The sequence below is a fragment of the Acidaminococcus sp. AM33-14BH genome, assembly GCF_003603525.1.
Lineage (GTDB): Bacteria > Bacillota > Negativicutes > Acidaminococcales > Acidaminococcaceae > Acidaminococcus > Acidaminococcus intestini.
In genome coordinates, this window is sequence record NZ_QTNG01000004.1 from 114,861 (window position 1) to 129,195 (window position 14,335).

The following is a 14,335-nucleotide window of genomic DNA, read 5'->3' on the forward strand; positions in this document are numbered from 1 at the left end:
AAGGAGTCGTTATGAATCTCATCAAATCTTGGCTGGAATCGCTTTCCGCCATCCTTCCTGCAGAAGCGTCCGCGTCTGTGTTCCTTGAACGTAATGCCGGTCATCTTCTCGTGGCCGCGGTGGTCCTCATTGCCTTTTTTGCACTCCTTTACTTTTTTCGGACCCGGCAGGTCCGCAGGGAACGGAAGGCACGCTATCGGATTAGTCGTCTCATTGGCTATTTTGTGGAAACCTATGACCGGGTAGCCGAGCTTGATCTTAACCATCATACAGCTTATTGCTATGAAGATGAGGGGGAAAAAGTTACGGTCAAGGCTGTACCCATTGATTCAGTGGATGCCATTTTTGGCGAGCTCCATCCCAGCGACCAGCTGAAATACACGAAGGAAGTGCTCCAGACAAATCTGGAACGGACGCGCAAGACCTGTTCCTCTTATGAATTCATGGCCCGCGTCAAGGACGGGGATGGCACCTATCATTGGGCCAGCTTCCTGCTTCAGGGCGTGAAAAAAGGGCGCAGCCATCATCGGGACGTACTCTTCCTGCGCCGCCGCATCGATGATCAGAAGAGCCTTGAAATGGAGCGCCGTGCCCAGCTGCATTCGGCTATGAGCCAAGCCCGTGATGATGCAGAAACAAAAGGTAAGTTCATGAGCCGCATCAGCCGCGACACGCGGGAAGCCCTCAATTCCATCATGGGCTACCTGACCCTTGCCGGCGAAGAAGACAATGTGGACCAGCGCCGAGCTTACGTGAAAGGAAGTCAGGATCAGGTCCGCTATCTCCTTTCGGTCCTGAACGACGTCATTGACCTTTCCGCCATGGAAAATGGCACCCTGTCGCTTAAAAGCGAACCCTTTGAACTCGATGGGGTCCTCAGCCGCATTGAGTCGCTCTTTAGTCAGGAAGCGCAGCGCCGCCAGATTGAATTTACCATGGAAACAGACGGCGTAAAGCACCTGTCCCTTGATGGTGACCGGGTCCGTTTCGAGCAGGTCATGATGAACCTATTGGCCAATGCCATGCTCTTTACAGGCGAGCATCATCAGCTGCGCTGTGAGATTCGTCGGCGGGAACAGAAAAAACGCAAAGTGATCCTGGAAGTGGTCGTCACCTGTGAAGGAAAGCGTATCCCTGAGGACCTCATGGATAAGGTCTTCCTGCCCTTTGAAATGGTTTCCCAGCTGGAAGAACGGTCCAGCTTCCACGGCGGTCTGGGCCTCGTCGTGACCCATAACCTTGTCCACATCCTGGGTGGGCTCATCAAGGCTGACAACCAAAGCGGCGAGGGTATCCGCTTTACCATGGAACTGCCCTTTACGTATCACCAGCTTCCGGAAAGTGATAAAAAGCTTATGCCCCTTGCGGGAAAACGCCTCCTTGCTGCTGATGACAACGACCTGAGCATGGAAGTCCTGGAAAAGCTCCTGACCAACACGGGCATCCTCGTGGAACGGGCCCACGATGGGCGGGAAGCCTGTGAGATGTTTGGCAAGAGTCCCGAAGGCTATTATGCAGCCATTTTGATGGACCTTGATATGCCCGGTGTCGATGGCTGCGAAGCGGCAAGCCTCATCCGCATGGCTGACCACAAGGATGCCAAGACCATTCCTATCTTGGCTCTTACAGAAAACATCCTTTCCGAAGACGTGGCAGAGGCCCTTTCAAGCGGCATGAACGGTCAGATCCGGAAACCCCTTGAAAAGGAAAACCTGCTCCATACCTTAACCACCTTCATCGAAAAGTAAATACACAGCCGAGCGCGGCCCCATTGAAATGGGCCCGCGCTTTAGTGTACAATGGGGCCGATGAGCGGCCTTTGCCGTTTGTCATGCCAGAAACTGAAAGGAGATCTTTCTTTATGTTACATATTGGCTGCCATCTTTCCTCTTCCAAAGGCTTTGCGGCCATGGGGGAGACGGCCCGCGGTATCAAGGCAGATACCTTTGCTTTTTTTACCCGCAATCCCCGCGGCAGCAAGGCCAAGGCCTTTGATCCCAAGGATGCGGATCTTTTCAAAAAGGCATGGGCCCCTTATGGGACAGTTCCCCTTGTGGCCCATGCACCCTATACCTTAAATCCCTGCTCTACGAAGGAAGAAGTGCGTCAGTTTGCCCTTGAAACCATTGCCGATGACCTTCATAAACTGGAGGCCCTGCCGGGAAATTATTACAACATGCACCCAGGAAACCACCTGGGACAGGGCGCGGAAATCGGTATTGAACTCATTGCGGCCTGCCTCAATCGCGTCCTTTATGAAAAACAGCAGACGACGCTGCTTCTTGAGACCATGGCTGGCAAGGGTACGGAAGTGGGGCGCAGCTTTGAGGAAATCCGCGCCATCTTGGAACGTATTGCACTTCAGGATAAGGTCGGCGTTTGCCTTGATACCTGCCACATCTGGGATGCGGGCTATGATATTGTCTCTGACCTTGATGGTGTTATCCGCGAATTTGACCGCGTCATTGGCCTGTCCCGGCTGAAAGCCATCCATCTGAACGATAGCAAGAATCCCTTAGGTGCCCATAAGGATCGGCATGAAAAAATCGGCGAAGGCATGATCGGACAGGTTGCCCTTTCCCGCGTCGTCCGCCATCCTTCCTTAGCGGGCCTGCCCTTTATCCTTGAAACACCGAATGAACTTTCGGGCTATGCCCACGAAATTGACATGATGCGGCAGGAGGCAGTAAAGTAAGATGGAACTTTTGACGCAGCTCATGAAGGTGCCGAGTGCAGCCCTTTGCCTTTTTGCCCTTTTTTTCCTGCTGGTAGCGCTCCTAAAGATTAAACAGGTGCGGCTGTCTGTATCCATGGCGGCAAGTAGTGGCCTTATGCTTGCCATGGCTGTGATCCTTACGGCCTTTCCATTTTACCGCATGCCGAATGGCGGATCAGTTACGCTTGGCGGCATGCTGCCCCTTTTTTTCATAAGCTTTGCCTATGGACCGGAAGTGGGCATGCTGGCAGGTTTTGCCTACAGTCTCATGAACCTTGTGATGGCGCCATATATCCTGCATCCTGTTCAGGTCCTTTTCGACTATCCCCTGCCTTTTATGGCCTTGGGTCTTGCAGGCTGTTTCCCTCGGCACCACATGGCAGGCATCACGGCCGCCGTGGCGGTACGGCTTTTTTTCCATTTTCTTTCGGGCGTGGTCTTTTTTGGCAGTTACGCTCCGGCAGGCACTTCGATCTATCTCTATTCCTTTTTGACCAACCTGACCTATCTTTTGCCAAACCTTGTAATCTGTCTTGTTTTTTACCGGCTCCTTCCCGTGGAGCGCTTCCTTTCCCTCATGAAACGGTAAGAGGCGGGAGAGAGACTATTTTACAAAAACTTTTTTGGAGCTAAAGCGAAAAGAATTTGATAAAGCCCATCATTTATGCTATAATAGCCTCCGTCAGACATGACATACGCCTGTAGCTCAGTGGATAGAGCAACGGCCTCCGGAGCCGTGTGCGGCGGTTCGATTCCGCCCAGGCGTACCATATTGGATTTGACCCCATGAATCGCCACAGCGTTTTATGGGGATTTCTGTTGTTTTACGTGTTCCAGGGTAAAGGAGATGACACGATGGTATCTTTCTCACTCAAGGTCCGGTTCTATGAAACCGACCTCATGGGTGTTGTTCACCATGCCAATTACCTGCGCTGGTTTGAAATGGGACGGGTGGAATATTTGCGGCAGGCGGGCATTGACCTCAATGAGATGATGGGGGAAGGGTTCATGGTTCCTATTGTCGATGTGAATTGCCGCTATCGTCAGTCGGCCCGTTTTGATGATGAAGTCATTATTGAAACTGTCCTTGAAAAACTCAGCAAAGTAAAGCTCAGCTTTTCCTATCGGGCCCTGCGTGCCAAGGATGGCGTGCTCCTTGCCGAAGGAAAGACCACAAACGGCATCACGACGGCCGAAGGAAAGGTTGCGCGGCTGAGTGATTCCTATATGGAACGTTTGAATAAAATGCTGGAAGAAGAAAGGGAGACGAGAAAGGAATGCTGAATTTTATTTATCTCATCCTGGGCCTGTGCGTCCTGGGAGCTTTGGTCATGACGGTCTACGCGTTTTTGAAACCGACGGACGATACTCACGTCTGCATCGATGAACGGTCGGCCTTGAAACTCGAGAAAATCGAAACAGATCGCGCTGTCTTTAGTTTCACCGTACCTATGCGGAACACGAGCAACCAGATTGCAGCCATTACGGATGCGTTTGTGCGTCCTTATCTGCCGCGGGAACAGTTCCCCGATGCCATGTGCTGGGGCCGATTGGAACTTGATACGGCCCGCCGCGATGATAACTATTTTGAAGCGGTCATCATGAACCCCGGTGTGGAACGGACCCTTGTCGTGACCCTTTTCTTTGAAGCTCGCAATGGAAAGAATATCCGCGATACCCTGCGTCATATGGTCGACATGGATCTTTGCATCTACCTGACTGGTGTGGGCCGCAAAGATCATTACGTCCGCAAGGCTTTTGAAACGATCTATGCGGAAGATGTCAAGAAATTGGTTGGAGGTGCTTACCATGGCTGAGAAATATGAAATCCTTCCTGTGCCGACCCGTATCCTGACGGTCCATGATAATATCGTCGATGCCATCAAGGAATTTGGCGGTTCTATGATTGGCCCCCGCGATGTGGTCTGCGTGGCGGAAAGTGTCGTGGCTATTACCCAAAATCGGGCCATCCGTCCGGAAACGCTGAAGATTGGCTTTGCGGCCAAAGTCTTTTCCCAGCTCTTTCCTGGTTATGGCAGCATTTCTAACTGGAGTGCCATGCAGAGCCTTATCAATGAAGAAGGCACGCTGCGCATCACCTTTGCCGTCGTTGCCGGCTTCTTCATGAAACTTATCGGCAAGGCTGGCTGGTTCTACCGCCTAGGCGGGGAACAGGCCCGTCTCGTCGATGATATTACAGGAACTATGCCACCGTATGACAAGCACATTGTCTTGGGTCCGAAACATGCTTCCAAAGTGGCGGAAAGCATCAAACGCGGTTTGGGCTGCTTTGGCGCAGCTGTAGCTGACGTCAACGACCTCAAGCGTTCCTGCGTTTTGGGCGCAACCAAAGGCGTCGATCCCCGTCTTGTGGAAAAGATCCTCATCGACAACCCCTTCGGCAACGCCAGCCAGAAGACTCCTATCTGCATCATCAAGAACTTCATCCGCTAATGGATAGCCCCCGCTTTGGCGGGGGTTTTGTTTTTTACTCGGCCCCTTTCTTTTGACTCGGCGCATTTTGTGCGCCAAATAAAAAGGGAAAGGTGAGGGCAGTTTGGCGCCGCGCCTTTGAGTCTGCTCAAGGCCTTTTCTTTACGCAAAGGCCTTACACACTGCCTCAACCCAGCCCACTTTCTGGGGCTGAGTCAACATTATTGAAAAAGCGTACCAGCGGACACCCTTTCTTCCCCTCCTTCTTAATTTGTTGTCAATCCCCCCAAAACCAGTTACAATATAACGTATAGAAAGTGGGTGAACCATACATGCAACAAGTCGTTATTGCGACCCATAACCAAGGCAAGATGGAAGAATTCAAGGTTCTTCTTGAAGCCTTGGGACTTAATTTTTGCTGTCTCAATGATTTCCCGGATATCCCCGAACCGGAAGAAACAGGGAAGACTTTTGCCGCCAATGCACGCCTGAAGGCTACATACTACGCCAAAGCAACAGGCCGGATGTGCCTGGCTGATGATTCCGGACTTGAGGTCCTAAGCCTCAAGGGTGCACCCGGTGTCCGTTCTGCCCGGTATGCAGGCGAAGAGGCCACGGACGAGGAAAACAACGAACTCCTCCTTGCTAACATGAAGATGCAGGTTCGTCGCAACTGCCGTTTTTTCTGTGCCCTTGCCGTTGCAAGTCCCGAAGGCAAGATTGTCGTTGAATCAAGCGGCATCTGTGATGGTATCCTGCTCCATGAGCCCCATGGCACCAATGGCTTTGGCTACGATCCGCTTTTTTGGTCGACGGAGCTCCATAAACCGTTGGGAGAAGCTACTATGGAAGAAAAAAACGGCATCAGTCACCGCGCTAAAGCGGCAAAAAAACTTGTCAGCCAATGGAGAAAGATGAAATGAGGATTGGAGTCATCAGTGATACCCATGGCGTCAAAAAGGCCATGGACCGCGTCATCCTTGATGCGGGAAAGGTCGATCTCTGGCTTCATGCCGGTGATTACAGTCAGGACGCACCTTATCTGGAAGCAAAGACCGGCGTACCTGTCTATGCTGTCTGCGGCAACTGCGACGTCTATGAGGACCGGGGTCCTGTGGAACTTGTCACAAAACTTGAAGGAACGACTCTTGCCATGGTGCATGGCAACCGCTATGTATCCCGTTCCCGCTGGGACAATCTCATTTACTGGGGACAGGAAAAAAACGCCCAGGTTGTTGTCTTTGGCCATATTCACACCCCTGTCAATGAAGTGATTGACAGAATCCTTGTCATCAACCCCGGCAGTGCAGCCAAACCGCGGGGCGATGTGCCGACCTATGGTATCTTAACCCTCGAAAAGGGCAGAGCCCCCTTCTTTGAAGTGCGGGAACTTGCCAAATAACTACTGAACCAGAAAGGACCTTGGGTCCTTTCGCTGTAAAAGGCCCTAGGCCTCTTGGAAAAGGAGGAATCCCTTATGGCAGATACGGAAAAAATCAATGCCGAAGCCCTGGCGCTTCACAAGAAATTCCATGGAAAGCTGGAAGTGCGCTGCAAGGCGCCCCTTGAAAATGGCCATGACCTTGCCCTTGCCTATACGCCGGGCGTTGCCGAGCCGTGCCGCAAGATCAAGGAAAACCCTGACCTTTCCTTTGAGTACACCTGCCGGGGCAATATGGTCGCCGTCATCAGTGATGGCACCCGTGTCCTGGGGCTGGGGGACATCGGTCCGGAGGCGGCCATGCCTGTCATGGAAGGCAAGTCGGTCCTTTATAAGAAATTTGGCGATATTGATTCTATCCCCATCTGTATCGATACCAAAGATCCGGAAGAATTTGTGAACATTGTCACAAAACTCCAGCCTTCTTTTGGCGGCATCAACTTGGAAGACATTGCTTCACCAAAATGCTACTGGATTGAAAATGAACTCATCAAACGCTGCTCCATCCCGGTTTTCCATGATGACCAGCACGGAACCGCCATCATTGCCTGCGCTGCCGTCCTTGGCGCCTTGCGCTTTGCCAAAAAGGACATTACAAAGGTCAAGGTTGTGGTGAACGGCTGCGGCGCCGCAGGTTCTGCCATTGGCAAACTGCTCTATCGCTTGGGCGTAACAGACCTGACGATGATCGATATTGACGGTGCGGTCTACGAGGGCCGTCCCGGGGACATGGACATGGCAACAAAGTATCTGGCAAGCGTCACCAATAAGGCCCACTATAAAGGAAACCTTGCCGGGGCCGCCAAGGGTGCGGATGTCCTTATCGGTGTATCGGGACCGCGTCTTTTCACGAAGGATATCATGGAAAGTATGGCTCCCAAGGCGGTTGTCTTCGCCCTTGCAAATCCCGTTCCTGAAACGACCTATGAAGAAGCCAAAGTTGCCGGCGTACTTGTGGCGGGAACGGGCCGCAGCGATGCTCCGAACCAAGTCAATAATGTCTGCGTCTTCCCTGGTATTTTCCGCGGGGCCCTCGCTGTCCGCGCCTCTGCCATTACGGAAGAGATGAAGGTGGCTGCCGTTCATGCCATTGCCGGCCTCATTCCTGAGGATGAACTGCGCGAGGACTACGTTGTCCCCGGAGCGTTTGACCGCCGTATTGTACCGGCTATTGCCGGCGCTGTGGCAAAAGTGACCATGAGTGCGGGCATTGCCCGCCTGAAACGGGAAGTGCAGGATATCGAGAAGGAAGCGGCTGAACGAGTTCTCCATAACTGGAATGCATAACAAGACATAACTTATATGTATTTGTGCCTTTTCATGCATAACGGTATAATCACATCATAATGCAGACAAAGCCCCAGACGGGGACCACTGAAAGGATGTTGATGACAATGAAGAAAACAGTTTGGGCCCTCGCTGGCCTCCTCGCCCTCGGCGCACTTGTTGCCGGATGCAGCGGTGAAAAGAAAGAAGCAGCCCAAAGCAGTGACAAGAAAGTCGTGCTGAAAGTCGGTGCCACGCCGGTTCCGCACGCGGAAATCCTAAATGAGATCAAACCGCTCCTTGCCAAGGATGGCATCGATCTCCAGATTATTGAATTTACGGATTACGTCAAGCCGAACCTCAGCTTGAACGACAAGGAAATTGACGCCAACTTCTTCCAGCATGAACCCTATCTGAAGAAGTTTGCTGCTGACCGTAAGCTTGACCTGGTGAACCTTGTTGCCGTTCATATCGAACCGATGGGGGTCTATTCCAAGAAACTGAAAGACATCAAGAGCGTTCCCGACGGGGCCAAAGTCGCAATCCCGAATGATCCGACCAACGGCGGCCGTGCCCTCAATATCCTTGCTAAAGCAGGCCTCATCAAACTAAAGGATGGCGTCGGCATTTCGGCAACGGTCGGGGATATCGTGGAAAATCCGAAGAACCTCAAGATCACCGAAGCAGAAGCTGCGATGCTGCCCCGCACCTTGGATGATGTGGACCTTGCCGTCATCAATTCCAACTTCGCAATGGAAGCTAAGCTGAATCCGACGAAGGATGCCCTATTCATCGAACCGAAGGATTCACCTTACGCCAATATCGTCGCCGTTCGAAAGGGCGATGAAAACCGCAAGGAAATTCAGGCCCTGAAAAAAGCCTTGACGAGCCCGGAAGTCAAGAAATTCATTGAAGAAAAGTATAAAGGCGCTGTGATCCCGGCTTTCTAAGACCGAGTGGAGGCCTTATCGTATAAAAGAGTGAACCCTCATTGCGGAACCTTTCCGCAGTGGGGGTGACTTTTTTGGAACAATGGTTACATTCTCGGGTCGGAAAGTGGGGGACAACAACCTCTTAGGGACAGATTCATGAATCTTTTTCATAGATATGGTATAATACGTCCAACTTTTTTCAGGGAGGCTTTCTATGGAACTTGAAATGGAGTTCATCCGTAAATTGCCGTCACCTCAGGAGCTTAAAATGGAGCACCCTGTGGATCCGGGCCTTTATCAGATCAAAACGCGTCGGGATCAGGAAATCCGGGACATCCTGACAGGAAAGGATGCCCGGTTCCTTCTCATCATTGGACCTTGTTCTGCTGATAACGAAGACGCGGTCACCGAGTACTGCACGCGCCTTGCCCGCGTCCAAGAAGAAGTCAAGGAGACGCTTTTCCTCATTCCCCGCGTCTATACCAATAAACCGCGCACCATTGGTGTTGGCTATAAAGGTATGCTTCATCAGCCCGATCCCCACGGTGGGGAGGACATGCTCAAGGGGATTCTTGCCTGCCGCAAGATGCATGAACGGGTTATTCGGGAAACGGGCTTTACTTGTGCCGAGGAAATCCTTTACCCGGAAAATCATCGCTATCTGTCGGACCTGATTTCCTATGCTGCCATTGGGGCCCGTTCTGTCGAAGATCAGCTGCATCGCATGATTGCAAGCGGTGTGGGCATTCCTGTGGGGATGAAGAATCCTACCAGTGGAGACATCTCCGTTATGCTCAATTCCATTGCGGCGGCCCAGCATGAGCAGCAGTTCCTTTTCCGAGGCTGGGAAGTGCGGACCAAGGGCAATCCGCTCGCTCACGCTATCCTGCGCGGCTATGTGGACCAGTTTGGCCGGAGTCTGCCCAACTATCATTACGAAGACCTGGTCCGTCTCCATGAATCCTATGGAAAGCGGGGCCTTTCCCATCCAGCGGTCATTATCGATGCCAACCATGCCAATTCAGGGAAAAAATACCTGGAACAGGTTCGCATTGCAAATGATGTTCTATACAGCCGCCATATGAATCCGGATCTTCGAAAGCTGGTCAAAGGAATCATGATTGAAAGCTATTTGGAAGATGGCAGTCAGTCCATTGAAGAAGGTGTCTACGGGAAATCCATCACCGATCCCTGCCTGGGCTGGGAAAAGACGGAAGCCCTCATCAAGGAACTGGCCGGCCGCGTCCAAGGCTGAGAGGGGAGCGTATATTCATGCTGAAACAAATCTCTATTTTTGCCGCCAATGCCAAGGGTGCCTTGGGCAGGATGACGGACGAATTGGCAAAAGGTAGGATCAATATCTATACCATGTTGGCAACAGACAGTGCGGAATTTGGCATTGTTCGCATCATCGTAGATGATGCGAATAAGGCCAAGGACCTGCTTACCAAGGCCGGCTATCAGTGCCGCATTGATTTTGTCATTGCTGTCGATATGGCCTCTGATGCCCCTGGAACCTTGAACAAGATCTTAGACAGCCTCAACCAGGCCAATGTCAATATCCGCTATCTTTATATCTCCTTTGACCGCAAGACATCGAATCCTATTGTGGTGATGCAGACCGATGAAGCAGAAACGGAAACGTTCCTCATGGGGAAGGGCTATAAACTGGTAGACCGCTTCTAAGTAAAAGTAAAAGCAGGTTGGAAAGAAAGGAGGCTGCCTTTCTTTCCAGCCTGCTTTTTGTTGGGCCTTACCCTTCAAGGCCGTTGCCTTTTTCCATTTACCATTTTCAAATATGGTTCCAGATTGGCCCGGATGCTAGGAAAAACGCGAAGCAGGCTGATGACGTCGTACAAGATTTGGGTACTTCTAGGAAGCCTGCCGCGTTTGACAATGCAGATGGATCGATATGGGCCATAGGCGAAAAAGGTTTCCTGGATCATCCGAAAAAATTTCAAGAAGTGGCTTGCTCGCCGAAGGCATCTTTCGGGCGACTTTAATATGAGATTGTGGTAGGTAATTTCTTGCGAATCGTCATGCCATCCTTGCTCTCAAAAGAATCATTTCTCAAGCAAGGATGGCAAGTAACTGCATTTACTCGGCGCGATTTCTGCAGCGACTAAAAAAAGGGAAGGTTAGGAAAGAAAGCGCCCAGGCGATAGCTATCCCCAACCGTGAAGGGCACTGTTGTACGAGAGGCCATGAGCCCATTGCTTCAGATTAATCTTTCTCAAAGCAATGGACATACGTACTTCATCAAATCAGCTTGTTTTTTGGGCTGAGTAAAATAAAGAAAAAAAGGCCCCTTACCGCGGCCGATGTTTCCAGAACAAATAGAAGTAAGCCACTTCAAGAAGGCAGCAGGTCATCCAGCCCACGGGGTAGCCAAAACCCATGGTAAGAGGCGTATTGCTGATAAAGCGGCTCATGACAAAAAGGTAAATCTGGCGGATGAGGACAAAGGAAAAGAGCATGATGACCATTGGCGCAACTGAATCCCCGCGGCCGCGGAGGGCGCCGGCAAGGACCTGGTTCACGCAGTTAAAGAGCATGAAAAAGAGGTTCACGTGGATAAAATCGACTCCCGACAGGATTACGCCTTCGTCGCTTGTAAAAAGGCGCAGGGCCGTATCGGCAAAGAGCACGAGAAGAGTTGTTATGACGCCAACGATGCCAAGACTCAGGATAATGGAAGAAACGGTGCCTTCATCGGCTCTCTTGTCTTTTTGGGCACCGACGTTTTGAGCCACAAAGGTGGTGGAGGCCATGGCCATGGACTGGACGGGGAGCATGACGAACTGGTCAATCTTGTTGTAGCAGCCCCATCCGGCCATGATGGTGGGACCAAAAAAGTTGATATAGGACTGGACAAAAATGTTGGAAAAAGAGGTGATGACGCTTTGAATGGCGGCGGGAAGGCCTACACAGAAAATTTCCTTAAGAATGCCCCAATCAAGGCAGAGGTCCCCAAGACGGAAACAGTAGATGTCATCCGTACGGATAAGGACCGCCATGGTCGCCGCGGCCGAAATGAATTGGGCAAGAATGGTTGCATAGGCAACGCCGGCAATGCCCATATGGAACTGGAGCACGAAAATAAGATCCAAGATGATGTTGAGGACGCTTGTGAGGACCAGGAAATAAAGGGGTCGTTTCGTATCTCCCACGGCGCGGAGAACGCCGCTTCCCATGTTATAAAGGAGCAGGCCTGTCACACCGGCAAAGTAGATTCTCAGATACAGGGAGGCTTCCCCAAAAACGTCGGGTGGTGTTTTCATGAAGCGGAGCATAAAATCATTGGCAGAAAGAAAGAAGGCCGTAAACAGCAGGCAGAGCAAAAAGGTCGCTGCCATGGTCGTTTCTACGGCACGGTGGAGCTTTTTATGGTCGCCGGCACCAAAATATTTCCCGATGATGACGGTGGCTCCGATGGAAAATCCATTAAAGAAGAAGACCGACATATTTGTGACCATCGTTGTGGAGCTGACGGCTGCCAGGGCGTTTGTCCCGACGAAGTTTCCCACTACAATGGAGTCAACCGTATTGTAGAGCATTTGAAAGATGTTGCCCACCATCAAGGGGAGGGCAAATTCAAGAAGCAGTTTGGGAATGCTGCCCTGGGTCATATCTTTTGTCATTGTTTTTGCTTGAGCCATTGCGGGAATCGCCTGCCTTTAACGTAAAAAATACAGAATCATTCTTCTATTATATCTGATATGTCCACGTGACTGCAAATGGAGGGACGCTTTCTTTTTTCCTTAGATTCAGGGAACTTTTCAAAGCGGGCAGGGACAGTCTTTTCTTTTATGGGGCCATGTTTTTACGAGATTTTTATTTAATCCCTCCGATTCATATGTTACAATAGGGAAGTAATTCAAGAAAAACGAAGGATAGAAAGCCATGCGCAATTTCATTCAGATTACAATCACCAAAAAAGGCGAAAATCGGGCCCGTATGGGTCATCCGTGGGTCTTTGAGGGAGAAGTCCTCAAGGAATCGGAGAAACCGGAAAATGGCAGTCTTGTCGATGTTGTCAGTGAAAAAGGCAAATACATCGGCACAGGTTTTTACAATGACCATTCCAAGATCAGGGTCCGCCTCCTTTCCTATAATGCCAATGACCGCTTTGACGAGGCCTTTTTTGAGCGCCGCGTTCGGTATGCCGTGGACTATCGCAAGACCGTTATGCCCGGTGCGGATTTTGCCTGCTGCCGCCTGATCTTTGGCGAAGCCGATGGCTTTCCTGGGTTGACGGTGGACCGCTTTGACGACGTCCTTGTCGCCCAGGTCCTGTCCCTTGGGATGGAACGCCATAAAAACCAGATCTTTTCCCTTCTCCTGCGCGTGCTGCGGGAAATGGGCGAGCGCGTCAAAGGTGTCTATGAACGCAATGATGTCAAGATCCGTGAGCTGGAAGGTATGAGCGAAAACAAGGGAATTGCCCAGATTCCGGAAAATGAACTGACGGAAGCTGACCTGATGCCCATCATTGTTGAAAATGGCCTTTCCTATATGGTTGACGTGGTCAATGGACAGAAAACTGGATTTTTCCTTGACCAAAAATATAACCGTCAGGCCGTAGCCCGTATTGCCAAAGGTAAGCATGTCCTTGACTGTTTTACCCATACAGGGGCTTTCGCCCTGAATGCAGCCCGCGGCGGCGCCGCTTCTGTAACGGCTGTCGATATTTCCGGTGAGGCCCTGAAGACGGCCCAGCAAAATATCCTACGGAATCATTTGGTGGATGTCGTAACGACCCGGGAAGCCAATGTCTTTGAGCTATTGACGGAACTCAAGGCGCAGGGCCATGCTCCCTATGATTTCATCATCCTTGATCCGCCGGCCTTTACGAAGTCAAGTTCCACTGTGCGCAGTGCGTTCCGCGGTTATAAGGAAATCAACCTCAAGGCCATGAAACTCTTGCCTCGAGGTGGGTATCTGGCAACCTGTTCGTGTTCTCACTTCATGGAAGATGCCCTTTTTGTGAAGATGCTTCATGAAGCGGCCCGCGATGCCCAGGTGAGCCTGCGCCAAATCGAGGCCCGTCAACAGGCCCCGGATCATCCTATTTTGTATAATGTGCCCGAAACGGACTATCTTAAATTCTACCTATTTCAGGTTGTCTAGGAAAGAAGGAAAAACGCGATGAAACAACGTATGATCATGGCGCTTACTGCACTTTTTACCGTCATGGGAAGCACATTCCTTCCCCGGCTTGAAGCAGCGGCACTGACAACGGAGCAGCGCTACCACCAGTCCCGCATTGTCATGATGACGACCCAGGATAATGCCGTACTCCTTGCCGAACCTAACAAGGACGCCCTCGTGATGGGGTATTATCCTAAAGGCACGCTTTTTGTGCCCATCAATCAGAGCCGCAATGAAACCGAAGGTAAGACCTATAATCTTGTCATTCGCTTTGACGGGGCCGTGGGGTGGCTCGTGTCAGATACCGTGGTTCTAGGAAAACGCTGAGATCCCCTAGGGGAAAGCCGTACTGGACGGCAGAGGGAAAGACATTTTCCCAGCAGAATACCGAGGAAA

Annotated in this window: 15 protein-coding genes and 1 tRNA gene; 15 read left to right on the top strand and 1 reads right to left on the bottom strand. The window is 51.2% G+C overall.

Annotated features, from left to right (window positions below):
* The first annotated feature begins 11 nt into the window (after positions 1-11).
* The 13 genes from DW817_RS04370 (at position 12) to DW817_RS04430 (ending at position 10,474) form a co-directional block, all read left to right on the top strand.
* Positions 12-1,748 carry a response regulator gene (locus DW817_RS04370; protein ID WP_009015784.1) on the top strand — a complete coding sequence of 579 codons (1,737 nt, stop codon included), beginning with the start codon at positions 12-14 and terminating at the stop codon, positions 1,746-1,748.
* Between the two features lie 113 nt (positions 1,749-1,861).
* Complete coding sequence (locus DW817_RS04375) at positions 1,862-2,695, top strand: deoxyribonuclease IV (RefSeq protein WP_021736379.1); 834 nt, start codon at positions 1,862-1,864, stop codon at positions 2,693-2,695.
* A 1-nt stretch (position 2,696) separates the two neighbouring features.
* Positions 2,697-3,305, top strand: coding sequence for an energy-coupled thiamine transporter ThiT (gene thiT, locus DW817_RS04380; protein ID WP_021736401.1), 609 nt, complete (start codon positions 2,697-2,699; stop codon positions 3,303-3,305).
* A 106-nt stretch (positions 3,306-3,411) separates the two neighbouring features.
* Positions 3,412-3,486, top strand: a tRNA-Arg gene (locus DW817_RS04385).
* Positions 3,487-3,571: 85 nt separating this feature from the next.
* The gene (locus DW817_RS04390; RefSeq protein WP_009015781.1) at positions 3,572-4,000 is read left to right on the top strand and encodes a thioesterase family protein; all 429 of its coding nucleotides are present in this window, start codon (positions 3,572-3,574) and stop codon (positions 3,998-4,000) included.
* Positions 3,994-4,533, top strand: coding sequence for a hypothetical protein (locus DW817_RS04395; protein WP_021736409.1), 540 nt, complete (start codon positions 3,994-3,996; stop codon positions 4,531-4,533). The genes DW817_RS04390 and DW817_RS04395 overlap by 7 nt, the downstream gene beginning before the upstream one ends.
* Positions 4,526-5,170 carry a F420-0--gamma-glutamyl ligase gene (locus tag DW817_RS04400; protein ID WP_021736404.1) on the top strand — a complete coding sequence of 215 codons (645 nt, stop codon included), beginning with the start codon at positions 4,526-4,528 and terminating at the stop codon, positions 5,168-5,170. Before DW817_RS04395 ends, DW817_RS04400 begins: the two co-directional genes overlap by 8 nt.
* A 311-nt stretch (positions 5,171-5,481) precedes the next feature.
* Positions 5,482-6,072 (top strand): RdgB/HAM1 family non-canonical purine NTP pyrophosphatase, encoded by a 591-nt coding sequence (rdgB, locus tag DW817_RS04405; protein WP_021736369.1) that lies wholly within the window; start codon positions 5,482-5,484, stop codon positions 6,070-6,072.
* On the top strand, positions 6,069-6,551 hold the full coding sequence (locus tag DW817_RS04410; protein WP_021736376.1) for a metallophosphoesterase: 483 nt from the start codon (positions 6,069-6,071) through the stop codon (positions 6,549-6,551). The genes rdgB and DW817_RS04410 overlap by 4 nt, the downstream gene beginning before the upstream one ends.
* Before the next feature lie 75 nt (positions 6,552-6,626).
* The gene (locus DW817_RS04415; protein ID WP_120111209.1) at positions 6,627-7,877 is read left to right on the top strand and encodes an NADP-dependent malic enzyme; all 1,251 of its coding nucleotides are present in this window, start codon (positions 6,627-6,629) and stop codon (positions 7,875-7,877) included.
* A gap of 107 nt (positions 7,878-7,984) precedes the next feature.
* Positions 7,985-8,806 carry a MetQ/NlpA family ABC transporter substrate-binding protein gene (locus DW817_RS04420; protein ID WP_021736389.1) on the top strand — a complete coding sequence of 274 codons (822 nt, stop codon included), beginning with the start codon at positions 7,985-7,987 and terminating at the stop codon, positions 8,804-8,806.
* Between the two features lie 196 nt (positions 8,807-9,002).
* Positions 9,003-10,043, top strand: a complete 1,041-nt coding sequence (locus DW817_RS04425) for a 3-deoxy-7-phosphoheptulonate synthase (RefSeq protein ID WP_009016172.1) — start codon at positions 9,003-9,005, stop codon at positions 10,041-10,043.
* Between the two features lie 17 nt (positions 10,044-10,060).
* A complete protein-coding gene (locus DW817_RS04430) occupies positions 10,061-10,474 on the top strand; it encodes an amino acid-binding protein (protein WP_014128768.1) in 414 nt (137 codons plus the stop codon).
* A gap of 623 nt (positions 10,475-11,097) precedes the next feature.
* On the opposite strand, the gene DW817_RS04440 is transcribed toward DW817_RS04430, so the two are convergent.
* Positions 11,098-12,447, bottom strand: a complete 1,350-nt coding sequence (locus DW817_RS04440) for an MATE family efflux transporter (RefSeq protein ID WP_021736395.1) — start codon at positions 12,445-12,447, stop codon at positions 11,098-11,100.
* A gap of 244 nt (positions 12,448-12,691) precedes the next feature.
* On the opposite strand from DW817_RS04440, the gene DW817_RS04445 reads away from it, so the two are divergent.
* Together DW817_RS04445 and DW817_RS04450 are read left to right on the top strand one after the other, a co-directional pair.
* Positions 12,692-13,918 (top strand): class I SAM-dependent rRNA methyltransferase, encoded by a 1,227-nt coding sequence (locus DW817_RS04445; RefSeq protein WP_021736372.1) that lies wholly within the window; start codon positions 12,692-12,694, stop codon positions 13,916-13,918.
* 18 nt (positions 13,919-13,936) lie between these two features.
* Positions 13,937-14,266 (top strand): hypothetical protein, encoded by a 330-nt coding sequence (locus tag DW817_RS04450; protein WP_009016168.1) that lies wholly within the window; start codon positions 13,937-13,939, stop codon positions 14,264-14,266.
* Positions 14,267-14,335 lie beyond the last annotated feature (69 nt).